The sequence below is a fragment of the Luteipulveratus mongoliensis genome, assembly GCF_001190945.1.
GTDB classification, from domain to species: Bacteria; Actinomycetota; Actinomycetes; order Actinomycetales; family Dermatophilaceae; genus Luteipulveratus; species Luteipulveratus mongoliensis.
The window spans coordinates 5,398,148-5,420,910 of record NZ_CP011112.1; the positions used below are offsets into that span (position 1 = coordinate 5,398,148).

Genomic DNA, 22,763 nt, shown 5'->3' on the forward strand with positions numbered 1-22,763 from the left:
AGCGATGTCGGTGGGGCCGGTCAAGGTGGACCCATGCTCCTGCACGCCGACTGCGACGCGTTCTTCGCATCCGTCGAGCAGCGCGACGCACGTGAGCTGCGCGGTGTGCCGATGGCGGTCGTCAACCAGGTGGTCATGTGCGCGAGCTACGAGGCTCGTGCGCTTGGCGTCACGGCCGGCACACCAGTGCAGCGTGCGCTCCGACGCTGGCCGCAGCTGCGGGTGGTGCCGCCTCGCAGCGATGTCTATGACGAGGCCAGCGAGCAGCTGTTCGCGCTGTTCCGCTCGATCACGCCGCTCGTCGAGCCGGGGTCGATGGAGGAGGCGTTCCTCGACGTCACCGACCGCGGCGATCCGAGCAGCCTCGCCACCGACCTGCGCACCCGCGCCCGTCGCGACCTCGGCCTGCCCGTGAGCGTGGGCGTCGGCAGCACCAAGCTCATCGCCAAGATGGCCAGCCGCCGTGCCAAACCCGACGGGCTGGTCGTGGTGGACCGGGAGCGTGAGACCTGGCTGCGACCACGGCTGCGTCTGGCCGACCTGTGGGGCGTCGGCCCCGCGACCTCGGCCAAGCTGCACGAGGCCGGCCTGGTCACGGTCGGCGACCTCACGACGTACGACGAGGTGTCGCTGGCCGAGATCCTCCCCAAGGCGGCCGCTCGCCGACTCATCGCCGTGTCGCGCGGCACCGATGACGCCACCATCCGGTTGCCGAAGCCGCGCCGTTCGGTGTCCGTGCAGCGCACGATCAGCCCGGCGACGCGCAACCACTTGGTCATCGAGCAACGCATCACTCACGCTGTCGACACGGCTCTCGAACGCATCGCCGGTGACCCGAGGACACCTCGGCGGCTGGAGGTCGTGGTGCGCTACGACGACCGCGCCACGGTGTCGACCGTCGAGACTCTCGAGCCCAGCGTCACGGAGGCGGCCGACCTGAAGGCGGTCGCGTTGCAGCTGCTCGAGCGGACGGCGTACGCCGACGACGGCCGCGGTGTCACCCTCGCCGGCATCACCCTCCACCTGCCTCCCGCGAAGGAGCCCGCCGACTCGATGTAGGAGCTGGCGCCGGGCTCCCCATGATCAGCGGGCCTTGTAGACGCGACCGCGGTGATCGATGCGGTGCACATACACAGTGCGACCGTCGCCGTCGATGCGATAGAGCACGCGGTAGTCGCCGCGGCGTGCACCGTGCAATCCTTCGAGCTCGTTGTGCATCGGCTTCCCGAGCCGGTGCGGATTGGTCGGCAGCACGGCCGTGATGAACTCCACGATCGCCACTGCGTATCGGGGCGGGATCCGACCAAGGTCCTGTTGCGCCGGCGAGGTGAGTTCAACCCGCCATGGTCGGTCGTTGCTCATCCGAGCGGCGGAAGCCCGTAGCGAGCGCGCACCTCATCAGCGCCGACGGTGTTGCCCTCGGAGATGTCCTGTTCGGCTTGCGCCACGTCCTCCCGGATCCCGGGCTGCGACTGCCAGAACAACGTCTCCTGAATCGCTTCCCACTCATCGGCCGACACCATCACGGCCGCCGGCGACCCGTTCTTGGTCAACGTGACGTGCTCGTGCGTGCGTTGCGCATCGTCGACGAGCTCATTGAGCTTCGCCTTCGCAGCACTGATCGACAAGGTCTTCATGAGTTTCATCCTACCCCACCCAAGACCTTAATCAAGGTCTTCGTAAGATCTATATAAAGGCGGCTAGCCTATCTCGACGCTGCGCGCGAGGTGCCTGTACGCCGGAGCCCGGCTCGTCGTAGACCGGCCCCGGCGTAGCGACGCAGCGGTCGGGACTGGGAGATCGCGACCAGGGCGATCAGCGCCAGCCAACCGGTCCACGGAACGACGTTCTTGCGGAAGCCGAGCGTCCAGTCCTCGACCGTCGGGCTCAGCCCGAGCACCCGGCCTGGAACGTAGGCCAACGCCATGAACAGGTGCCGCAGCACGAGCACGCTGTCCCAGGCCAGCTCGACAAGGAGCGGCAGCAGAGCCCAGGTGAGCGTGTCGTACCAGGGCAGTGAGTAGGGCGCGCAGAGCACGTACGCCGTCGAGAGCGCCCAGGTCGTGACCACCGCTTGGCGCGTGGTGGCGTCGGGGATGCGACGACCGAGGTCGAGACGCTTGCTGACCTTGAGCAGCAGCGCGGCGATGGCGATCATGGCAGAAGCGGCAAGGACGAAAACCACTGTGCCGACTGCCCATTCGGGCATGATGTGGCGCAGCCCCTGCCATATCGGAGCGGCGGGCGTCGCATAGGAGAACGACCCGCCGGCGGCGCCGAGCTGACGCAGGACGTGCGGCCCGGCGACCACGTAACAGGGCACGACGATCAGCAGGGCACCGAGGATCATGCGGAACACGTGGTTGCGCGCGCCCGTCGCGGCCATCAGCGGAGCCCACAGTCCTCTGACTCGGCTCTGCCAGGTCGGCGGCGGCGCCGATGGTCGTCCGCTCCACGCCGGATGTCGAAGGACGGCACCGCGCCACGCCCAGAGCAGGCCGAGCGCGACCACGCCGTAGGTGACCTTGGTGCTCGCGCACGCGCCGACACACAACCCCGCGATGAACGGGTCGCGTCGAGCCGCCAGCAGGGCTGCGCAGGCGAACATCCCGGCCAGCACGTCAACGTGCGCGCCGAGCACGAGCACTCCGAAGACCACCGGGTTGAAGGTCCACAGCACGTCGACCCGGCCCTGGGCCCGATCCCCCTGCGCCAGGCGCAGCAGGACGAACCGCATGCCGAGCCAGGCCGCGACGATGATGATCTGCCAGATCCACACGGTCTGGCGCAGGTTGTCGCCACCGATCCAGGACGACACCGCCATCAGCGAGGTCGCGAACGGTCCGTAGATGCTCGGCGTGCCCTGCCACGGCGGCTGCACGGACGCGGTGATCGGGTCGAGGCCGCCGTGCCAGTCGTGCGGCGACTGCGTATAGGGGTCGCCGCCCTGCAACGCGATGCGTCCATAGGCCGCGTAGTTGGTGTGATCACCGCTGCCCATCGGCGCGGTGAGCAATGCCAGCCCCGCCAGCACGATCACCCAGACGATCCAGCGGTGCTTCAGTCGCGGCCGCATCAGTCCGATCAGGACCGCCAGCGCACCCGAGGCATAGGCGACGAACAGCACCGCCGTCACAGCCTTGGAGCTCAGCTGGAACGGCAGCTCGCCAGGCGCCCACCCGTGCGGCCCGAGCGGCGACTTGGCCGCCGATGACTGAGATCCGCAGACGAGGAAGAGCAAGCCGAAAGCCAAGAGCAGCAACGGTATTCGCAGCCGCTCGATTGCACGTGTCATGACCTGAACCGCCGCCTCGCCAACGCCAGCCACACGTCGCGGTACTGCTTGGCCCGGTGGACCTGACCTCGCCAGTCGGTCCCGGTGACGCGGTGGTGCAGCTCGCACGGCACCTCGACCACCCGCAGACCGGCACGCAGCACGTCGATGGTCATGCTCGTCTCGACACCCCAGCCGCGAGCGAAAGGCGTCGCGGCGTCGTACGCCGCCCGGTTGAGACAGCGCATCCCGGACAGTGGCTGCTGCGCCTCGAAGCCCGTGGCTCCTCGAATTCCGTTGCGGGACAGGCGAACCACGAACCCGTGACCCCCACCGGACGTCTTCTGCGGGGGCAGTACGGCAATCGTCATGTCCGCGTCGCCTGAGGTCACCGGATCCACCAGCACGGCCAGCGCGGTCGCGGAGTCCTCAAGATCGGCGTCGACGAAGAGCAACGGGAGGTCACCACGGCCGACCTCGACCGCGTACGACGCACCGCTCGCCATCGCGGCCGCCTTGCCCTTGTTGCGAGCGTGGCGTACGACGGATGCGCCGGCCTCGCGCGCGAGTTCGCCTGTGCGGTCTGAGGATCCGTCGTCCACGACGACGACGAGCTCGACCTGCGGGATGCTCCGGACGGCACGGATCGTCGAGATCACCCGGTCAGCCTCATCCTTGGCCGGGATCACCGCGACGCATGCAGCGTCAGTCACGTGAGCAGCATCTCAGCGCAGCGTCACCTGTCTGCTGACGATGCCATTGCGCGCGCGGCGCTCCTCGGGAGTCAGCGGAGTGGTGGACGCGACCGCCTCGTCGAGCGCGGCAACCGTGGCGACCATCGGCTCCTCGAGCTCTTCGGGCTTGATCGCGGGGTCGATCTCCCACACCGGCACGAGCAGCCCGGACGCGCGGAAGGCGCCGAGCAGGCGGCCGTCGCCGAGCTTGCTGCGGTCCGCGGCGTGCAGCCGGGCCAGCGCGTCAGTCGCCTTGTCCTCGTCGTGCGGCAGCACCCAGCGGACGTAGGTGCGGTCGCCGATCTGGCACCAGTAGGCCGAGGTAGCGGCGGCAAGAAGGTGGGTCGGCGCAGCGGCCTCGTTGGCGCGCTCGAGCGAAGCCTGACCCTCGGCGTCGAGGTCCGCGCCGGCGACCCAGAAGTCGAAGCCGTCGTGCAGCTCGACCTCGAGCGGCTGGTCGGCGTTGAGGAGGTCCTGCAGACGTGGGCTGGCCGCGGTCGTACGCGGCTGGGTGGCGAGCGGCTGTCCCTCGGGGATCGCGGTGACTGCGAGCAGCGCCTCGGCGAGGTCGCGACTCGCATCGCCACCACTCGCCCCGGCCTGCAGGGCGACCATGACCTCGCCGCCCTCGCGGTGCAGTCCGGGCCAGGCCATCGGCAGGACGGTGGCGATGGTCGCCTCACCGCTGGCGTCGCCATGGCTGTAGCGGACCCGCGCGGTCGCGGCCGGCACGATCTCGCGCAGCGCCACCCACTCGGTCTCGCCCGCGAGTCCCTCGAACGGTCGCGCGGTGAAAGGTGCCGGCAGTGTGCTCGGATCCTTCGGCGCCTTCTTGTCCTGCGATTTACGTCGTGAAGCCTTCCCCATGACGGGTGAGCCTATCTGCGCCGCGCCGGGCGCGACTCTCCCCGGTCAAGTCCCTGTCATGGGCAGGCACGGAGACCGGCCGGCTGCGCGGCCGGAAAACGGACCAGGACCAGACGGCCGGCCCGGCGTACCTGCCAGTCAGGGTGCTGTCGGAGAGCGGCGAGGTACGCCGCCCGCTCGCACGGCTGCGCCTGGAACTCGCGCTTGTCGTCGTCCACGAGCACGGCGTACGCGACTCGCTCCGGGCGGTCCACGCCGAGCATGGTGACGTCGTAGCGCGGGATGAGATAGGGACCAACGCTGTTCTGCGCGGCGACCTTCGAGCCGTGGGGTACGCCGGACATCAGCTGGTCGAGCGCGTCCAGCTTGGCGTCGCGCGAGAAGGCGGACAGCGGGTTGACGCCGCGGTCGGCGATGAACCCCACTGACGCAATCGCGCTGACGACCAGCCCGGCCGCCACCAGCGCGCGGCGCGGTTGCACCGACCAGCGCGGCCACGCCTCGATCGCGGCACCGATCGCGATCGGCCACAGCACCAGGTCGTAGTGGTTGTCCGAGGACCAGTAGGACGCGTTGGAGGACAGCACCCGCCACGCGATCGTCGGCGCCGCGAGCCAGAGCAGCGACGAGCGGGCACCGATCACCAGGGTCGCCACGGCGAGCATGAAGAGCGGCACGATGCGCTGGTCCAGAGCCAGCTCGTGGACAGGTGGCTCGGAGTGCGCAGCCAGGTCGCCGCTGCTGCCGCCCGTGAAGTAGTCGAGGTACGACGTGTGGCCGCTCGGGTTGAAGTGTCCGATCACGACCAGCGCCAGGACGAGGCCCACGGCGCCAATCACGCACAGCACCAAGCCTTCTCGCAGTCCTTTGCGGTCGCGACCGGCGCGCCACCACCACAGGATCCCGGCCACGCCGACGGTCAGACCGAGGTCTTCCTTCACCAGGACGAGGAGCAGGCAGGCGACCACGGCCCAACGGAAGCGACGCTCCAGGAACGCCCAGACCAAGACCGCCGTCAGCGGCACCGCGAGCGCCACCTCGTGCACGTCGAACAGGTCGCCGGCGACCATCGCCTTGCTCGCGAGCCCGGCCAGCAGGACGACCGCTGCCGCGCGCACCCCGAGCCGCGCGAGGGCCGTACCGACCATGATCGCGACGCCGACCGCGAGAAAGAGCGCCTGCGTCAGCAGCAGGACTCGCGGGTCGGGCCAGATGCGCCACGCGACACCGAAGACCGCCGTCGCCGGACTGAAGTGGTCAGCCAGCAGCGTGTGGTCGCCGCGGATGAACGCGCGCGGCAGGTTGCCCCGACTCCACTGCTGCGCGGCCTGGCTGAAGATGCCCAGGTCGTACGACGTCGCCCGGCCCTCGTTCCATCTCGCCAAGGCGAGGACGACGAACCAGACGAACGCCAGAGCCCCAGCAGCCGCCCCGACAACAGCCGGTCGGCGCAGGAGGGGCTGGTTCACGCCGCGACCCTAGCCCGCCCCCGAAGTCTCGATACGGCTCGGCTAGCGCCTCGCCTACTCGACCAGCGGGCGGAAGGCAGTGGCTCGGCCGGGTGGACATGGGGTTCGTAGAGATGCGCAACCTTGTTGCGGATCTGTACAACGACGTTGTACTTCTCCACGAGACCCATACCTGCCCGTCCGCCGGTTGAGCCCGGCGAGCGCCTCGCCTACTCGACCAGGGAGGTGAGACCGGCGTACGAACGGGTCAGGCGCGGCGGCGGGAGGGACCGCCGAGGGCGGCCCAGACCGTACGGCCCTGACGCTCGTCGCTGACGCCCCACTCGTGGGCCATGCTGCGCACGATGCGCAGGCCACGACCGGCGGGCGCCCAGGTGGCCGGGGGCCGAGGCGCGGGAATCTGCTCGCCGCCACCATCGGTGACCTCGAGCTCGACGCGAGGGGCGCGGACCTTCCAGTGCACGCGCACACTGCCGTCGGGCAGCGGCTTGGCGTGCCGGACCGCGTTGGCGACCAGCTCGCACACGACCGTCTCGGCCTCGTGAACGACATTGAGGGGCAGCGAGCCGTCAGACAGGTCATCGACGAGCGTCTTGCGGATCTCGGGCACGGACTCCAGGGTCCAGGCCAGTCGAACCGTGCGCACTCGGGCGTCCATCTGCTTCTTCTTCGTCTGTGTCATCCGGGAGATCCCAACGCCTGCTTCGTCGTCATGGTGGCCGAGTCGCGATCATCGCAAACTCAAGCAAGCAGCACAACGGTGGCTACTGAGCAGTCACATTTAGGAGGCCGCATCCACGGCCGCGCGGATCAGGGCTGGACGGTTGGTGATGATCGCGTCCACACCGGAACGAAGGCACCGCTCCACGTCCTCGGCGCGGTCAACGGTGTAGACGTGCACCTGGTGGCCGCGTGCGTGGTGGCGCACCACGATGTCCGGATCCCGACGCAGCAAAGACGCCGAGATCCCCACGATCGGTACGCCGTCCGGCAGTCTCCCCGCGCGTACGGCCGGGTTGATCCCGAGCTCGCACAGCAACACGCGGGGCAAGCCAGGGAGCAGGCGACCGATCCGGCGTACGGCACGCACCGAGAACGACATCACCCGGACGTGCGGCTGATGCGGCTCGGGTGCATCGAGGCCGAGATCCTGCAGCACCGAGACCAGTGACTCCTCGAGGTGCCACCCCTGCTTGACCGGGTGCTTGGTCTCGATCGCGATATCGACCCGACGCGGCGCCTCCAGTAGGAGCGTGAGCAGGTCTCGGAGCAAGAGGATCTCGCTGGTCGGGCCGCGTCCCTGGCCGAAGTCGAGGGCGAGCAGGTCGCCGTACGACAGCTCGGACACGACACCGCGCCCGTCCGATGTGCGGTCGACCGTGCGGTCGTGGATGCAGACGAGTTCACCGTCGGCGGTCAGGCGTACGTCGCACTCGACCGCATCGGCGCCTTCGGCGATCGCTCGGCGATAGGCGGCCAGGGTGTGCTCGGGCTCGGCCGCACTGGAACCGCGGTGTGCGACCACCTGAGGAGGACGCCCGGTCAGTGTTGGCCCCACATCCAGAACCCTAGGCGTAGGTCATGTCGAGATCCCGGACCCGGCTCCGTCCCAGCATCGAATCGACAAGAACAACCACTGGAGGATGAGTCCCATGGCACACATCAAGCGCTTCGACCACATCGGCATCACCGTCGCGGACCTCGACGCGGCCACGGCGTTCTTCGTCAAGCTGGGCCTTGAGATCGAGGGCACCGGGTCCGTGGAGGGCGAGTTCGTGGAGACCGTCTGCGGCATCCCGGGTGCCGTGTGTGACATCACCATGCTGAAGTCGCCCGATGGAGCACGGCTGGAGGTCGCGAGCTTCGTGACACCCGATCAGGTGCCCGGATCGCCCAACGCGATGGCCAACGAGGTGGCGCTGCGCAACGTGTCGTTCGAGGTCGAGGATCTCCAGGCTGCTGTCGACGCGGTAGCCGAGGACGGGTACGGGCTCGTTGCCGGCCTCGGTGAGTTCCAGGGCACCGTCAAGATGGCGTACGTCCGTGGCCCCGAGGGGATCGTCGTGTCCCTGTTCGAGTACCTCACCTGACCTGCCGGCCTACTCATGCTTGCGGGTCAGCGTCTGCGCACCGGTCAGCTCGATGGTCTCGTCGTCGATCCACTCACCGCACGGGCCGCCGCCCTCGCTGACCGTGAGCTCCAGCGGCGTGCCATCCATCCGCAGCGCCGGGTGGTAGTACTCGGCGACCTGGTGGGCGTCGCCCTCGATGTAGTGGCCGATCAGGGCGCGACGGAAGCGGTCGGTGGTGACGTTGGGCGCGCTGCCGTGCACGAGTGAGCCGTTGAAGAAGAGCACGTCGCCCGCCGCCATCCGCACCGGCACGGCCTCCTTGGTGTCCGGCATCGGGACCGTCACGTCGGTGAAGCTGACCGCCGTGTCCGCCTTGGTCGTACAGAGGATCGGCCAGCGGTGGCTGCCCGGCACGACGAGCAGGCAGCCGTTGTCCTCGTCGGTCGCATCGAGAGCCATCCAGGCTGCGATGCAGGTGCCCGGCTCGGCCTTCAGGTAGAAGTTGTCCTGGTGCAACGCCTGGCCGCGTGCCCCGGGCGGCTTGAAGTAGAGCATCGTCTGGACGGCGTACGGGTCGTTGCCGACCAGCGTCTGCAGCTGGGCCCGAAGCCGCGCATCGAGCAGCCACTGCAGCGACGTGTCGTCCCAGCGGTGCATCTGCGCCATCCGCGGATAGCGCTTCAACGGGTCCTTGCTGCTCGGCTGGACCCCGACCATGTCCTCCGGCAGCCGGTCCCGGCGACGCGCCCTCATGTAGTGGTCACGCAACCGGTCGACCTCGTCGTCGGCGAAGAGCCCGCTGACGACGGCGTACCCATCGGTCTCGAACGTACGCTTGACTGAATCACTCACCATGAGAAAAGCATCCGCCCGAGAACTGGCTCATACGAGGGCCAGCCGTCGCAAGGCGTTGCCTGTTTGACGCATCTGTCTCTCCATGGCTCGCCCAGCTACTGGCGCTGCGAGCCCGAGTGGTCTTGGCGGTCCAAGCCGTTGGAGGACCACCTCCTGTGGTGCGTCCTCGACGGCGTCGGCCGGCTGGAGGTGGCCGGTCACGACGTCGCGCTCCGACCGGGCGTCTGCTTCCTCCTGGAGCCGGGTGACGCCCCGGTTGCCGAGCACGACCCGCACCGGCGGCTGCTCGTCTTCGGCATCCATTTCGAAACCCCAGACGATGTACGCCTGCCGCACCGTTGGTGCGCGACCCGCGACTTCGACCTGCTGACCGGGCTCGCTCGCCTCGCCCACGACGGGCACCGCCGAGGAGACGTGCGCGGGCTGCGGCAGGCGGTCCTCGGTCTCGAACAGATCCTGCTCATGCTCCACGACGACGCGACCCGGCCGACGCCGAGTCACGTGGACACGGCCCTGGCCGACGTCGTACGCGACATCCGTGGCGACCCGGGCCGACGCTGGACCGTGCCCGAGCTCGCGACGCGGACGGGTCTGTCGCGGTCGCAGCTCACGCGCCGGTTCACGACGTACACCGGTCTGCCGCCGGCTCGCTTCGTGGCGCAGGCGAGGGTCGCGCGGGCCCGCGAGCTGATCGTCGAGACGGATCTGACTGTCAGCCAGGTCGCGACTGTCCTGGGCTACAGCGACCTCGGCCACTTCAGCCGTCAGTACCAGCGCCACACCGGACGCGCACCCGGCGCCGACGGCCGCCGATCTAGGGTGGTCGACCGTGCCGACGACTGACTCGACCAGCGACGTCCTGCTCCTGCGCGAAGGCGCACTCGGGCGGATCGTCCTCAACCGACCGCACGCCATCAACGCGCTCACCGAGCCGATGGTCACCGCCGTCTCCGAGGCACTGCGCGAGTGGGCGAGCGACGAGACCGTGCAGACCGTCTCCATCGAAGGCGCGGGCGAGCGCGGCCTGTCCGCGGGAGGCGACGTCGTGGCCGTACGCCGCGCCCGGCTGGCCGGCGAGGACCACACCTCCTTTTTCCGAGCCGAGTACGCCATGAATGCCGCCCTCGCGTCGTTCACGAAGCCGGTGGTCGCGTTCCAGGACGGCGTGGTCATGGGCGGCGGCATCGGCATCTCGTCGTACGCCAGCCTCCGCCTTGTCACTGAGCGCTCGCGAATCGCTATGCCCGAGACGGGAATTGGCTTCTTTCCGGATGTGGGCGCGCTCTACCTCCTCTCCCGTGCGCCGGGCGAGATCGGCACCCACCTCGCGCTGACCGGTACGACGATCGGTGCCGCCGACGCCGTCGCCGCCGAGCTGTCCGACACGGCGGTGAGCTCCGCGGACTGGCCGGACGTGCTCGCCCGGCTGGCGGACGGCGTACCCGCACTGCGGACCACGGTCCCTCCGTCGCCGAGCACGCTCGCGGGTGGCCGCGGGTGGATCGACGAGTGCTACGCCGGGGACGAGGCGGTCGCGATCGTCGCCCGGCTCCTCTCGCACGCGTCGCCGGATGCGCAGGCCGCCGGCGCCCTCATCGAGACGCGCTCGCCGTTATCTGTGGCCGTGACCCTGGAGGCGTTGCGGCGGGCGACGACGATGGAGACGGTCGCCGAGGTGCTTGAGCAGGACCTGGTGCTGGCCGATCGACTGGTGGCCGGGGGCGACTTCGTGGAGGGCGTACGCGCCCAGCTGGTCGACAAGGACCGCTCGCCGCGGTGGCAGCACGACTCGCTCGGCGCGGTCCCGCGCGAGCTGGTGGAGTCGTACTTAGCGAACGGCGCCGGTTGAAGGAATCCCGCGCACAGCACAGTCGCGAGTGCGCGCTCATCGGCGGCCGCCAGAACTTTCTTTCGATATGCCCTTGCCTTAGAGCGTGCTCTAACTCTTACCGTCATAGACATGACCACCGCGACGATCATCGATCAGGCCCTCGCCAATCGCGTCGGCAACGAACCCGTCACCGTCGAGCAGGTGACCGCGCTGCTCAATGCCGATGAGGTCACCGAGCCGATGACCGTCGCCCAGGTTGCCGAGCTGCTCGACCTCAGCCCGCACACCCTGCGCTACTACGAACGCATCGGCCTCGTGTCGGTGCCACGGTCACAGTCGGGCCACCGGGTCTATGACGCAGACTCGGTGCGACGGATCACGTTCCTGACGCGAATGCGCCTGTCAGGTATGTCGATTCGCGATCTCAAGGAGTACGTCGACCTCGCCGCACAGGGCGAGTCCACAGCACCGCAGCGACTGGAGCTCATGCAGTCGCACCGCGACCGGATCGCCCGGCAGATCGAGGAGCTGCAGCTCTCGCTCGCGGTCACCGACTACAAGATCTCCGCCTACGGCGGCATCTGCTCCCCCTAGCGCGACCCGACCGCTTCCCATCTCTCAACTCCCCGATCGCGGGCGTTGTGAACCTTGTCCTGCCTCGAAACACTCGAAGGAGCAACTCAGATGAGCACCCAGATCCCCCGCCGCAGCATCGGTGACCTCGAGGTGTCCGCGCTCGGCCTCGGCTGCATGGGCATGTCGTTCGCCTATGGCGAGGCCGACCGCGACGAAGCCCTCGCGACCCTCAACCGCGCGCTCGACCTCGGCGTGAACCTGCTCGACACCGCCGACATGTACGGCAACGGCCACAACGAGCAGCTGCTCGCCGAGGTCCTGCGCACCCGTCGCGACGAGGTCGTGCTGGCCACGAAGTTCGGCATCCTGACCGACCCCGAGACATCGATGCCCAATGGGCAGGTCGACGGCTCGGCGGCGTACGCCCGCAAGGCCGTTGACGCCTCGCTCTCTCGTCTGGGCGTGGACCAGATCGACCTCTACTACCTGCACCGCCCGGACCCGCAGGTGCCGATCGAGGAGTCCGTCGGCGCGATGGCGCAGATGGTCGACGCAGGCAAGGTCCGGCAGATCGGTCTGTCCGAGGCATCCGCGGAGACGCTGCGCCGCGCGAACGCCGTCCACCAGATCGCGGCCGTGCAGACCGAGTGGTCCATCTTCAGCCGCGACATCGAGCGGGCCGTCGTCCCGACCGCGCGCGAGCTCGGCACCACCGTGGTGGCGTACTCGCCGCTCGGTCGGGGCCTGCTCACCGGTTCAGCGGCGGCAGCAAAGCCGGGTGACGACGACTTCCGGTCGACGCTGCCGCGCTGGCAGGGCGACAACCTGGACAAGAACGTCGCGCTGGTCGAGCGGATCCGCGAGATCGCAGACGGCGTCGACTCCACGCCGGGTCAGGTCGCGCTGGCCTGGCTGCTCGCCCAGGGTGAGGACGTCGTACCGATCCCTGGAACGAAGCGCCGGAAGTACCTCGAGGAGAACGTAAAGGCGGCCACCCTCGTGGTCCCGCAAAGCGCGCTCGATGAGCTGTCCGCGCTGGAGCCGGCCGGCGACCGTACGCCGGACATGAGCTGGGTCGAGCGCGACACCGTCGCCGCCGGCTGACTCAAGAGAACGCTGGTCGAGTAGGCGAGGAACGAGCCGTATCGAGACCCGGTGACGCACAGGGAGATTCCGCCGTCACCGGGTTTCGACTCGTGCTCGCCCAGGGGCTCGCCCGGCTCAACCTGCGGGGGTGGCGAGCAGCTCGTTGACGACGGTCGCGTCGTGGAACTCGATGTCGCCATCGGGCAGGTGCTGCACCCGCTCGTGCCCCTTGCCGGCCACGACCACCACATCGCCGGGCCGAGCCTGCGAGAGCGCCAGCTCGATCGCCTTGCGCCGGTCCAGCACGATCGTCGTACGACTGAGGTCGGCTCCCGTGGCGACCTCATCGGCGATGGCCTGCGGGTCCTCGGAGTAGGCGTCGTCCGTGGTGATGATGCCCACATCAGCCAGCCGCGACGCGACCTGACCCATCAGGGGGCGCTTGGCCTTGTCGCGGTCACCGGCGGCGCCGTAGATGCAGATGACGCGAGCGTCGGCGCCCCGGGCCTGGGCGACATCGCGCGCCACGTCGAGCACGGCCTGCAGGCCGATGTCGGTGTGGGCGTAGTCGACGACGACCTCGATGCCGTGATCCAGCGCCGCCGGCACCCGCTCGAAACGACCGGGCACCTGGTCCATCGTCTCGACCGCGCGCACCAGCACCTCGGGGTCCATGCCCATCTCGAGCGCGATCGCCGACGCACCCGCGACGTTGTGCACGTTGTAGTCACCCAGCAGCGGCGTCTTGAGCTCGAGCATCCCGCGCGGCGTCTGCAGCTCGAACGCCGTCCCGCCGCCCTCGACGCGCTCGCCGACAATCCGGTAGTCGGCGTTCTCGGACAGACCGAACGTCAGCGTGCCCGGGATCTCCTCTGCGAGCCGCTTGCCGTAGACGTCGTCGACGTTGCTGAGCTTCGGCCCGGCCGTCCACTCGAAGAGCCGACGCTTCGTGAGGTAGTAGTCCTCCATCGTGCCGTGCAGGTCAATGTGGTCACGCGTGAGGTTGGTGAAAAGCGCTGCGGCGTAATGGGTTCCGAGCACACGGTGCAAGTGGATGCCGTGCGAGGAAGTCTCCAGGACGACGTGCTGTACGCCGGCGTCGACCATCCGCGCGAGGTTGCCCTGGACGATGGGCGCCTCACCAGTGGTCCGCTCGGACACCTCACGCGAGTCGCCGACCGCGATCTCGGCCGTCGTCATCAGACCCGTGTGATCGGTGCCGTACGCCGCACTCAGGATGGCGTGCAGGACGTACGAGCTCGTGGTCTTGCCGTTGGTGCCGGTGATGCCATAGACGGTGAGCTTCTCGGACGGGCGACCGGTGACCTCGACGGCCAGGCGAGCGAGGGCCGTACGGGCATCAGGGACGATCGCGGTCGGTACGCCCGGGACCTCACGCTCGGCGACGACCAAGGAGGCACCACGCGAGAGCGCCTGGGGCACGAAGTCGACGCCGTCCACGAGGAATCCGGGAATGGCCACGAAGGCACCGCCCGGCACGACATCGCGGGAGTCATGAGTGACCGCGCCCACCGATGTCACGGACTCTGGGACATCAACGCCGAGGATGTCGCCCAGGGCCGCGTGGTCAAGAAGCACCGGAGGACTCTAACAACGGCAGGGCTCGTGCACCTGATCGGTGACGATAACCGCCTCTAGAACACGCGCTAGATCGTCCAAGAGGGCGCGATCGAGTCCCCCGGACGGGTGAGCGCTCCCACTCCACCGAGCGATGCGCAGGGCGCGGACTGCGGCCGATCCTGATGTCATGACCTCGATGACGACGCCCCATCACTGGGCGCCCGTGTCACGATGCGATGTGGCTTCCCTCACGGTGACCGTGCTCGGCAGCTGCGGCGCGTGGCCGGAGCCAGGACGGGCCTGCTCCGGACTCGTCGTCGAGGCCGATGGCGCCGCGGTACTGCTCGATCTCGGCTGGGGCACGCTGCCGAGGCTGCTGACGCATCTGGACTCAGCGGTCGCTGCGGGGCTTGAGGCGGTCGTCATCACCCATGACCACCCGGACCACACCGGCGACCTGGCCGGCCTGCTGCGGGCCCGCTGGTACGCCGGACGGGACCTTCCTCCCCTGCCGCTGTTCTGTCCCTCGGCCGTGTTCGAACGCCTCGCTGCTGTCGAGAAGGGCGGCGGGCTCGCGATGGCGCACGTCTTCGACTGGCGGGGTACGCCGGACACGGCCGAGGTGGGCGCGTTCCACCTCTCGTTGCGGCAGCTCCCGCACTACGTGGACAACGTGGGCGTCCGGGTGACGTCCGGCGCCGGCACGATCGCGTACACCGGCGACACCGGACCGGACGACGCGGTGGCGGAGCTCGGACGTGATGCGGACGTGTTCATCGTGGACGCCACCGACCGTCACCAGCAGGACGGAGTCCCGAGCGCGGAGGCGGGCACACCGGCGTACAACCTGACGGCAGCCGAGGCGGGACAGCTCGCGGAGCGCGCGAGGGCTCGACGTCTCCTGCTCACCCATTTCTGGCCGGGCAACCACCGCGAGCGCAGTCGCCAGGACGCCGCGGCACACTTCTCCGGAGACGTGCTGCTCGCGGACGAAGGGCTGTCGGTCACCGTTTGAGACATGGCGTCCACCATGCGGACAAAATTCCGGATGTGGATCTCCTGGGAGTCCTACAACGCGTCGTCGTGAAAGGGCGAACGGCCCTTCCTCCGCGTCATCAGCGCGATGTCATCGCCCTGATATCCAGACCCCGACGAGGCCCGCGAAGGCGCGCCTGATACCAGGCGCCAGACATTCACCTGGTGAATGGTGATCGGTCACCGGAAGCCATGGGACCGTGAAGGCCATGCCGATCAGCTCCGCCCCCGAGCCGACCGCGTCCCTCTGCCCTTCTGGCGAGCGCGTGCTCCGCTGTCGCGTCCTCGCCACCATCAAGGCACTCCTCGGCCTCGGCGTCACCGCCGGGGCCCTCATCTGGGGCCTGCCGCGCGCCGTCGGCGCCTCCTGGTCCCAGATCGGCTCGATCATCGTGGGTATCCCGATGTGGCAGCTGTTCGCGCTGGCCGCCCTCTGGGCGATCGGCATCCTCTCGCACACGATCATGCTGTCCGCCGCTATGCCCGGCCTCCGGCACCGCCAGGCTCTGCTGGTGAGCCAGACCGGCGCCGCTGTCGCCAACGTGCTCCCGGTCGGCGGGGCCGCCGGCACCGCCCTCAACTTCTCGATGATCCGGCGTTGGGGCTTCACCAGCTTCGACTTCGCGCGCTACGCGATGGTCACCAACCTGTGGGACACCCTCTTCAAGCTCGGCCTCCCGGTCGTGGCCGTCACCTGGCTCGGCGCGACCGCACCCGGTCAGGGCACGTTGTTCTGGATCGCGCTGTGGAGCCTGGTGATGTTCATCGCCGTGGTCGTCGGCGCGACCGTGCTGCTGCGCAGTGACCGACTCGCACACTCCGCCGGCCACCGCGCAGGTCGCGTCGCTGTCCGCTTCGGCCGTCCCGTCGAGCCAGCCGCGTGGGCGCGTCGCGCGGGCGAGATCCGTTGGGACACTGCGGGCCTCGTGTCCTCAGCGTGGATCCGCCTGACGACCGGCAAGGTCCTCTACGTCGTACTGCAGACCGCCCTTCTGGGCGCGTGCCTCGCAGCAGTCGGCGCGAACATCAACCCGGCCGTGGTCTTCGCCGCGTACGCCGTCCAGCAGGTCCTCAGCATCGCCTCCATCACACCCGGCGCGGCCGGTGTGGTCGAGGTCGGCATGGCCGGTGTGCTCGTCGCGCTCGGACTGCCCGCACCCGAGGCCGCAGCAGGAATCCTGCTCTACCGCGGCTTCACCTTCGCCCTTGAGATCCCCGTCGGCGGCACCGCGCTCGTGTGGTGGCTCGTCCGCGGTCGCCACCTGGCCGACGCCCGGCGCGCTAGCGCTCCGCAGCCGGCCGCCGTCGCAGCGACGCGCGCGCCTCGCCCAGCACACCCGGCGTACGCGGCGACGCCGCGCCCGACGTACCTGATGTACCGCCCCGCGCCCGAGCTCGCGCTCGCCGTCGACTGACCGCTCGGCTCACTCGCGCACTGCACCCTTCGTTCGCTCCCGCACTGCACCCTTCGTTCGCTCCCGCACTGCACCCTTCGTTCGCTCCCGCACTGCACCCTTCGTTCGCTCCCGCAAAGTGACTCTCGTCCTCGCAGGCGGCTCTCCTCAAGGCGAGGCATCTGCGAGGTAGCGAGTCACCTTGCGATCGCAAAGGGCCAAGCGGCCGGCGTGGCGAGATCGCGCAGCGCGATCAGGACTTTGGCCGTAGGTGCGGGTGCTGCCGGTAGAGGTAGCGCAGCTGAGTCGCGGCGTTCGGCTCACTCCGCTCGACGGCGCGCCGGAAGGCTCCCTCGGCGCCGGTGAGGTCGCCGCGCTCGCGCAGGTAAGCACCCAGTTCGGTGTGCGCGTCGGGCGCATAGCCGATGTCGGCCGCCAGCCGGTGGGCCGCCTCGGCGCCGGCTGAGTCCGAGGGGCGCCGCGCCAGCAGGGCGGCGAGGCTGGAAACCGCCTGTGCGTCACCTCGCGCCCGGGCCCGACGATAGGCGGCCTCCGCCTCCACGGTGTCGCCACGTGCGGCAAGGATGAGACCACAATGCCAGGCGCTCCTGCCGTGACCTCGCTCGTCGGCGAGCTGGTACCACGGCTGGGCGCGTTGGTGCCGGTCCTCATCGGGCTCCGGATGCTGCGGGAACTCCTCCGCCGCGCGGTCGCCCAGCAGAGCGGCGGCTTCCGCGCTGCCTCGGTCCACCGCGCGTCGCAGGGCTGCGACTCCCTGCTCGGTCTGCCGTTCGGCGAGGGCTTGGTCGCCCGTCTGCCGAGCGATCACAGCCTCCGCGAGCAGGTATGCACCGACGCGGCGTGCGGCCTTCGCGTCACCGACCGAGTCCGCGGCTTCCAGGGCCCGTCGATGTTCCGTCCGGGCTTGCTCGTAGGCGGACCTGAGCTCAGTGCGGTTCGCGTCGGCGCGGGCATGAGTGGTGTACAACAGCCACCACGCGGCCGGCTCACCGCGCCGCGCCGCACGCTCCAGCGCCTCCCGAGCGCCGGCCGGATCACCGCGTTCGGCGTGCACCCAGGCGCACCAGAGGGCGGCCTCCGAGTCTCCGTCGCGATCGGCTACCTCCCAATCGTGAACCACCTCGTCCCATGACCCGTCGGCCTTCAGCAGCCGAACCATGAAGTGCGTGCGGGCCGTCCACCCGTGGTCGCCCTCGGACAGGTGCCAGGTCTCCAAGGCCCGGGTCAGCTCCGCGACCAGGTTCTGCGTCTCACCGTCCACCGGACGAAGGTATCCCCGTCGACCGAGCCGGGCCCGCGCGTCGGTTCCCTGCGACTTGCTCTCGCAATCCAGGCGGGGTAGTCCAAAGTCTCGGACCTGCCCCTCGTGACGGGTCGAGGGTCTAGTACCTGGGGGTGACTTCGGCACCTCGTGATGGCCCCCGAGGGTGACGACGCCGCCCGCCGGTCGGCAGCAACATCGCTGTCATGACCAGTCCAGTGCTCACGCGGCCCGCGCCGACCCGGCTCACCACCAGCCCGACCGCGCTCCCGGGAGCGCCCACGGTGCGTACGGCCCCCACGACTCGACGCCCGGCTCCCAGCACGGCCCCCAGCCCGGCCCCACCCACGACGGCGCCTGAGGCCGCCCAGCAGCGCGCCTGGTGGCCCACCGCGCTGAAGGCGGTCCTCGGCATCGGCCTCACCGGCGCGCTGCTCGTGTGGGCGCTGCCGCACGCGATCGGCGCCTCGTGGTCGGAGATCGGCCACACGGTCGCGAGCGTCCAGCCCTGGCAGCTCGGCGCGCTCGCGGCGCTGTGGCTGCTCGGACTCGCCGTGCACACGCTGGCACTCTCGGCCGGGATGCCGGGCCTGTCGCACCGACGTGCCTTCCTGCTCAACATCACGGGCAGCTTCGTGTCCAACCTGCTGCCACTCGGCGGCGCTGCGGGGACGGTGGCGAACTACTCGATGGCCCGTTCCTGGGGCTTCGGGTCCGTGGCGTTCGGTCGCTGGGCGCTGGTCACCAACATCTGGGACACGATGATCAAGCTGGCGCTGCCGGCCGTCGCCGTCGGCTGGCTGGCCGCGACCACGACGGGCAACCACTCGCTCGCGATGGCGGCCGTCATCAGCGTCGCCGCTCTCGTGCTCCTCACCGTCGGAGTCACCACGGTGTTCCGCAGCGACCGGCTGGCCCGTGCCCTCGGTCGTACGGCCGGTCGCGTCGCGCTCCGCCTACGTCGTCCGGTCGACCCGACCACCTGGGCCGAGCAGGCCAGCGGGATGCGCGCCGACACCAACGAGCTGGTCTCCACCGGTTGGCTGCGCCTCACCATCGGCAAGCTCGCGTACGCCGCTCTCCAGGCGGTCCTGCTGTGGGCCTGCCTGGCCGTGGTCGGGCTGACGGTCACTCCGGCCATCGTGTTCGCAGCCTTCGCGATGCAGAGCGTGCTCACGCTGTTCGTGCTGACGCCGGGTGCGGCCGGGTTCGTCGAGGTCGGCATGGCTGGGATCCTCGTGGCCCTCGGCGTCCCGGCGGCGGGTGCCGCGGCCGGCATCTTGCTCTACCGCGGCTTCGTCTTCCTGATGGAGATCCCGGTCGGCGGTTTGCTGATGGCGGCCTGGATGGCGCGTCGACCGAAGCTGGCTCAGGCGTAGCCCCGCTGGTCGAGTAGGCGAGGGTCGAGTAGGTGAGGAACGAGCCGTATCGAGATCAGGTGCGCGCGTGCACCTGGTCTCGATACGCCTCCGCTAGCGCTCCGGCTACTCGACCGGCGGTGGAGGCTAGCGCTCCGGCTACTCGACCGGCGGTGGAGGCTAGCGCTCCGGCTACTCGACCGACTTATCGAGCTCGGCGACCAGACGCTTCGGCGCCGTGTTGCGGTAGGACATGTCGAGCAGCTCGGCCACTTGGGCCCAATCCGGTTGGCCCACAAGGAAGTTCAACCCGACCCAGCCCGATGGCCCGTAGTACGCCGGGCTGAAGCAGCGCTCGTCCTCCAGGAGTGCGAGCCGCTCGTCGGCGTCGGGCAGCACCAGCACCGAGCGTGCATACGTGTCGGCATGGTGGTCGCCCTTCACGATCCCGCCGAACACCGCAAACACCTTCTTGGTGAAGAAGTTCGGGTGTCCGTGCGACACCTTCACCTGAGCCTCCGGCAGAGCCAGGGCCAGCTCTCGGAGCCGGGCAAGGTAGGGGTCGTCGTCACGGAAGCGGGGCGGGTGCGCCATGCCGCCACCGTACGACGACCTCGCCTCCCGAGGCGTCGAGACTCAGTGCACCTGGGTGAGTGCGGCGTACCGGTCGAGGTAGAGCTGCCAGCCCTGGGGGCTACTGACACCGTCTCGCACGGACTGCCATCCGGGCCGTGCCGATCGAGGTTGCGGTGCTCGAGCTCGAGCCTCGTGCGCTCCGGAGACTCAGCCGTGAAGCGGACCTCAACCTCACTGGTGTTCTCGAGGTTGGTCTCCACCTGCCACGTCGGGTCGATGTCCCAGCTGAAAACGACTCGGGTCGGGGGTTCGTACGCCAGCACGCGCGCCCAGCGGCAGACGCTGCCGTCCTCCCCACGGTCGTAGATGTGGCCACCGACGCGTGGCTCGAAGACCGTCTCGACGATCGGCGAGGTCAGCAGGGTGTGCTCCGGAGGCTTGAAGTCACCGAGCCGGGCAGTGAAGGTCTCGAAGGCGCGGTCGACGGGGATGTCGACGACCACGGTCTTCAGCACGGCGTTCGGACTCTCAGTCATGGTGTCTCCTTTGATGATTCGTCTGTGACGTCCTGCTCTGCGACGTCGGCGTATCCGGCCAGCGCGCGGTTCCAGAACGTGTCGAGCTGGTCGCGGAGCGCGATGACGCCCGCCGGGTTGAGCCGGTAGATCCTTCGGGTGCCTGCCGCTCGCTCGGAGACCAGCCCGGCGTCCTTGAGCACCTTGAGGTGCTGCGAGACGGCCGGTCGGGTCACGGGCAGGTCGTCGGCCAGCTCTCGGACGGAGCAGGACCCGCCGGCGAGGCGCTCGACGATGAGCCGACGAGTCGGGTCGCTGACGGCACTCCAGCCTTCTTGGTTAGCGGTCACGAACGGTAAGTTGCCACTTACGCATGGGTGATGTCAAGGGTCTGCGTGCCGATTCCGCACGATCGGAGGTGCTCTGCCCCGGGCCGCGACCTAGCGTCGAGCGCATGACGACCTTCGTTCTGATCCCCGGCGCCGACGGCCGTGCTTGGTACTGGCACCGCCTCGTCCCCGCGCTCGAGTCTCGTGGCCACCGAGCCGTCCCGGTCGATCTCCCCCTGGAAGGCACGTCGACCCTGTCGACCTACGTCGACGCCGCAGTCGATCAGGTCGGCTCCGGTCATGACGACCTCGTGGTCGTGGGTCAGTCGATCGGCGGCTTCAGCAGCCCGCTCGTGTGCGAATCGCTGGACGCCCAACGGCTGGTCCTCCTCAACGCGATGATCCCGAATCCTGGTGAAACTGCTGGCGATTGGTGGGACAACGTCGGTCAGGACAAAGCCCAGAGCGAGAACGCTGTGGCGCACGGTCGGCCCGCCGAGTTCGACCTGCGCCGCGACTTCTTCCACGACGTACCGGACGACGTGACCGAAGAGGCGTTCGCAGCCGCCGACGGGATGGCTGACCTGACCTCGATCTGGACGGATCCCTGGCCGCTGCAGAGCTGGCCCGAGGTTCAGACCCACATCCTGCAGGCGACCGACGACCGGTTCTTCCCGTTGTCCTTCCAGCAGCGCGTGGCGCGAGACCGCTTGCAGATCAACGAGATTGACACCATGCCCGGCGGCCATCTCGTCGCACTCAGCCAGCCGGAGATCCTCGCCGACCGCTTGTCCTGCTACGCCACGGCCTGACCCACAGGCGACACGCGACGGCCGACCGTGCGACGACGTACATAGTCGGCGGTGACCACCAGGAGCGTCGGACCCCAGAGGGCCAGCGGTGCGTAGCAGCCGTACATCAGGACGCCCCATGCGTCCCACGTCATGTTGCTCGGCATCCCGAACGCGACGGTCGCCCCGAACAGCGTTGCCCCCAGACCGCCGAGTAGCGCTGCGGTTGCTGCGAATCCGACCGGGACGGCCCGACCACCGATCAGCGGCAGCCACCTGGGAAACACCTCACCCCACGGCCGTACCAACCCGATCGCGAGGAATGCCAGACCATCGCTGAGGACTCCGAGACCGACCAGGTACGCCGCTCGCACCAGGAACGGGTGGCTCATCATCTCGTCCATGAACTCGTGATCCATACCCATGCTGACGCCGAACATCAGCGGCAGCCGCCACAGTGACGACAGCACCGGACTGAGGGCGCTGATGTGCGCAAGACGAACGATCCAGCGCGGAGCCGGCGGTGTCGGTCGGGTTGTCATGCCCCGCAGCCTGGTCCGCTCGTACGCCGACCGCCTCACTCCGCGGGACGACCCGCCTCCCCCTGGCGAGCGGTTCGCCACCAACGTTGGTCAACCCGGCGGAGCGCCAAGAGACTGCGTCTCCTGAATCTGACGCCCTTGTAAGGCGGTCAGATTCGGAAGACGCAGTCTCTTGGCGCCATTCGGTTAACAGTTAAAGGGGCGCGGCCGCATGGGGGCGAAACCCGGACGGCGCCTGGCGTCGAACACCGTTGCGCGCCAATCAGATTCCCCACTCTTAACAGTTAAAGGACGCTGGACCAGCCACCAGAAGAAGTGACCGGCTTACGTTCACGGGATCCCTCTCCACCCATTGCGAGGAGTCCAAGAAATGAACTCTCACCAGAAGGCCATAGCCGTGATCTGCGGCTCGACGCTTGCCGCTGGCGCCCTGGCCACGACGTTGAGCGGCAGCTCGGCTGCGGCCGAACGCCCTGCACCCGCCGCGCACCAGGACGGCGGAGCACCGGAGGCCACAGTCCGCGGCGTGGCAAAGGCATTCGGGATCTCACCCCGAGCAGCCCGGACCGAGCTGATGCAGCAGGACCAGGCGCACC

At 69.1% G+C, this 22,763-nt stretch carries 26 protein-coding genes; 11 read left to right on the forward strand and 15 right to left on the reverse strand.

What is annotated here, in order from left to right; all coding sequences use genetic code 11:
- Positions 1-33 precede the first annotated feature (33 nt).
- Positions 34-1,059: a Y-family DNA polymerase gene (locus VV02_RS25675; protein WP_052596319.1), complete on the forward strand. Its 1,026-nt coding sequence runs from the start codon at positions 34-36 to the stop codon at positions 1,057-1,059.
- Between the two features lie 24 nt (positions 1,060-1,083).
- On the opposite strand, the gene VV02_RS25680 is transcribed toward VV02_RS25675, so the two are convergent.
- From VV02_RS25680 to VV02_RS25715, 8 genes are all read right to left on the reverse strand, one after another.
- Complete coding sequence (locus tag VV02_RS25680; protein WP_052596320.1) at positions 1,084-1,362, reverse strand: type II toxin-antitoxin system RelE family toxin; 279 nt, start codon at positions 1,360-1,362, stop codon at positions 1,084-1,086.
- The gene (locus VV02_RS25685) at positions 1,359-1,637 is read right to left on the reverse strand and encodes a type II toxin-antitoxin system Phd/YefM family antitoxin (protein ID WP_052596322.1); all 279 of its coding nucleotides are present in this window, start codon (positions 1,635-1,637) and stop codon (positions 1,359-1,361) included. Before VV02_RS25685 ends, VV02_RS25680 begins: the two co-directional genes overlap by 4 nt.
- A 68-nt stretch (positions 1,638-1,705) precedes the next feature.
- A complete protein-coding gene (gene mptB, locus VV02_RS25690) occupies positions 1,706-3,295 on the reverse strand; it encodes a polyprenol phosphomannose-dependent alpha 1,6 mannosyltransferase MptB (protein ID WP_157063570.1) in 1,590 nt (529 codons plus the stop codon).
- The gene (locus tag VV02_RS25695) at positions 3,292-3,987 is read right to left on the reverse strand and encodes a glycosyltransferase family 2 protein (protein WP_052596327.1); all 696 of its coding nucleotides are present in this window, start codon (positions 3,985-3,987) and stop codon (positions 3,292-3,294) included. The genes mptB and VV02_RS25695 overlap by 4 nt, the downstream gene beginning before the upstream one ends.
- Positions 3,988-3,999: 12 nt before the next feature.
- Positions 4,000-4,875: a DUF5926 family protein gene (locus VV02_RS25700; protein WP_052596329.1), complete on the reverse strand. Its 876-nt coding sequence runs from the start codon at positions 4,873-4,875 to the stop codon at positions 4,000-4,002.
- A gap of 56 nt (positions 4,876-4,931) precedes the next feature.
- A complete protein-coding gene (locus VV02_RS25705) occupies positions 4,932-6,344 on the reverse strand; it encodes a DUF2079 domain-containing protein (RefSeq protein WP_052596331.1) in 1,413 nt (470 codons plus the stop codon).
- Positions 6,345-6,591: 247 nt separating this feature from the next.
- The gene (locus VV02_RS25710; protein ID WP_052596333.1) at positions 6,592-7,026 is read right to left on the reverse strand and encodes an ATP-binding protein; all 435 of its coding nucleotides are present in this window, start codon (positions 7,024-7,026) and stop codon (positions 6,592-6,594) included.
- Between the two features lie 99 nt (positions 7,027-7,125).
- Positions 7,126-7,902: a glycerophosphodiester phosphodiesterase gene (locus tag VV02_RS25715; RefSeq protein ID WP_218917475.1), complete on the reverse strand. Its 777-nt coding sequence runs from the start codon at positions 7,900-7,902 to the stop codon at positions 7,126-7,128.
- Positions 7,903-7,996: 94 nt separating this feature from the next.
- On the opposite strand from VV02_RS25715, the gene VV02_RS25720 reads away from it, so the two are divergent.
- Positions 7,997-8,434 carry a VOC family protein gene (locus VV02_RS25720; protein WP_052596337.1) on the forward strand — a complete coding sequence of 146 codons (438 nt, stop codon included), beginning with the start codon at positions 7,997-7,999 and terminating at the stop codon, positions 8,432-8,434.
- A gap of 9 nt (positions 8,435-8,443) precedes the next feature.
- On the opposite strand, the gene VV02_RS25725 is transcribed toward VV02_RS25720, so the two are convergent.
- Positions 8,444-9,271: a phytanoyl-CoA dioxygenase family protein gene (locus VV02_RS25725; RefSeq protein WP_052596339.1), complete on the reverse strand. Its 828-nt coding sequence runs from the start codon at positions 9,269-9,271 to the stop codon at positions 8,444-8,446.
- Between the two features lie 138 nt (positions 9,272-9,409).
- Between VV02_RS25725 and VV02_RS25730 the strand changes: the two genes are divergently transcribed.
- From VV02_RS25730 to VV02_RS25745, 4 genes are all read left to right on the forward strand, one after another.
- On the forward strand, positions 9,410-10,114 hold the full coding sequence (locus VV02_RS25730; protein WP_218917318.1) for a helix-turn-helix domain-containing protein: 705 nt from the start codon (positions 9,410-9,412) through the stop codon (positions 10,112-10,114).
- Positions 10,101-11,120 (forward strand): 3-hydroxyisobutyryl-CoA hydrolase, encoded by a 1,020-nt coding sequence (locus VV02_RS25735; RefSeq protein ID WP_052589144.1) that lies wholly within the window; start codon positions 10,101-10,103, stop codon positions 11,118-11,120. The genes VV02_RS25730 and VV02_RS25735 overlap by 14 nt, the downstream gene beginning before the upstream one ends.
- Positions 11,121-11,231: 111 nt before the next feature.
- On the forward strand, positions 11,232-11,696 hold the full coding sequence (locus VV02_RS25740) for a MerR family transcriptional regulator (RefSeq protein WP_052589145.1): 465 nt from the start codon (positions 11,232-11,234) through the stop codon (positions 11,694-11,696).
- A gap of 90 nt (positions 11,697-11,786) precedes the next feature.
- Positions 11,787-12,782 (forward strand): aldo/keto reductase, encoded by a 996-nt coding sequence (locus VV02_RS25745; RefSeq protein ID WP_052589146.1) that lies wholly within the window; start codon positions 11,787-11,789, stop codon positions 12,780-12,782.
- 117 nt (positions 12,783-12,899) lie between these two features.
- On the opposite strand, the gene VV02_RS25750 is transcribed toward VV02_RS25745, so the two are convergent.
- Positions 12,900-14,363, reverse strand: a complete 1,464-nt coding sequence (locus tag VV02_RS25750) for a UDP-N-acetylmuramoyl-L-alanyl-D-glutamate--2,6-diaminopimelate ligase (RefSeq protein ID WP_052589147.1) — start codon at positions 14,361-14,363, stop codon at positions 12,900-12,902.
- 169 nt (positions 14,364-14,532) lie between these two features.
- Here VV02_RS25750 and VV02_RS25755 point away from each other — a divergent pair, with 169 nt between their 5' ends.
- On the forward strand, positions 14,533-15,360 hold the full coding sequence (locus VV02_RS25755) for an MBL fold metallo-hydrolase (RefSeq protein WP_218917319.1): 828 nt from the start codon (positions 14,533-14,535) through the stop codon (positions 15,358-15,360).
- A 229-nt stretch (positions 15,361-15,589) separates the two neighbouring features.
- On the forward strand, positions 15,590-16,795 hold the full coding sequence (locus tag VV02_RS25760; protein WP_157063192.1) for a lysylphosphatidylglycerol synthase transmembrane domain-containing protein: 1,206 nt from the start codon (positions 15,590-15,592) through the stop codon (positions 16,793-16,795).
- A 232-nt stretch (positions 16,796-17,027) separates the two neighbouring features.
- On the opposite strand, the gene VV02_RS25765 is transcribed toward VV02_RS25760, so the two are convergent.
- Positions 17,028-18,056 (reverse strand): tetratricopeptide repeat protein, encoded by a 1,029-nt coding sequence (locus tag VV02_RS25765; RefSeq protein WP_052589149.1) that lies wholly within the window; start codon positions 18,054-18,056, stop codon positions 17,028-17,030.
- A 206-nt stretch (positions 18,057-18,262) separates the two neighbouring features.
- Here VV02_RS25765 and VV02_RS25770 point away from each other — a divergent pair, with 206 nt between their 5' ends.
- On the forward strand, positions 18,263-19,435 hold the full coding sequence (locus VV02_RS25770) for a lysylphosphatidylglycerol synthase transmembrane domain-containing protein (protein WP_083449789.1): 1,173 nt from the start codon (positions 18,263-18,265) through the stop codon (positions 19,433-19,435).
- A gap of 171 nt (positions 19,436-19,606) precedes the next feature.
- Here the strand turns inward: VV02_RS25770 and VV02_RS25775 are convergent, their stop codons facing one another.
- From VV02_RS25775 to VV02_RS25785, 3 genes are read right to left on the reverse strand one after another with little or no spacing between them, the layout of a single operon-like run.
- A complete protein-coding gene (locus tag VV02_RS25775) occupies positions 19,607-19,924 on the reverse strand; it encodes an MmcQ/YjbR family DNA-binding protein (RefSeq protein WP_342667860.1) in 318 nt (105 codons plus the stop codon).
- Complete coding sequence (locus VV02_RS25780; protein ID WP_245633189.1) at positions 19,921-20,526, reverse strand: SRPBCC family protein; 606 nt, start codon at positions 20,524-20,526, stop codon at positions 19,921-19,923. The genes VV02_RS25775 and VV02_RS25780 overlap by 4 nt, the downstream gene beginning before the upstream one ends.
- On the reverse strand, positions 20,523-20,855 hold the full coding sequence (locus VV02_RS25785) for an ArsR/SmtB family transcription factor (RefSeq protein ID WP_052589153.1): 333 nt from the start codon (positions 20,853-20,855) through the stop codon (positions 20,523-20,525). The genes VV02_RS25780 and VV02_RS25785 overlap by 4 nt, the downstream gene beginning before the upstream one ends.
- Before the next feature lie 104 nt (positions 20,856-20,959).
- On the opposite strand from VV02_RS25785, the gene VV02_RS25790 reads away from it, so the two are divergent.
- Positions 20,960-21,646 carry an alpha/beta fold hydrolase gene (locus VV02_RS25790; protein ID WP_052596346.1) on the forward strand — a complete coding sequence of 229 codons (687 nt, stop codon included), beginning with the start codon at positions 20,960-20,962 and terminating at the stop codon, positions 21,644-21,646.
- Here the strand turns inward: VV02_RS25790 and VV02_RS25795 are convergent.
- Entirely contained in the window at positions 21,631-22,167 is a 537-nt protein-coding gene (locus tag VV02_RS25795) for a hypothetical protein (protein ID WP_052589154.1), read from the reverse strand. The genes VV02_RS25790 and VV02_RS25795 overlap by 16 nt on opposite strands.
- 370 nt (positions 22,168-22,537) lie before the next feature.
- Here VV02_RS25795 and VV02_RS25800 point away from each other — a divergent pair.
- The coding region (locus VV02_RS25800; protein WP_052596341.1) for a hypothetical protein at positions 22,538-22,763 on the forward strand (226 nt) is incomplete at its 3' end.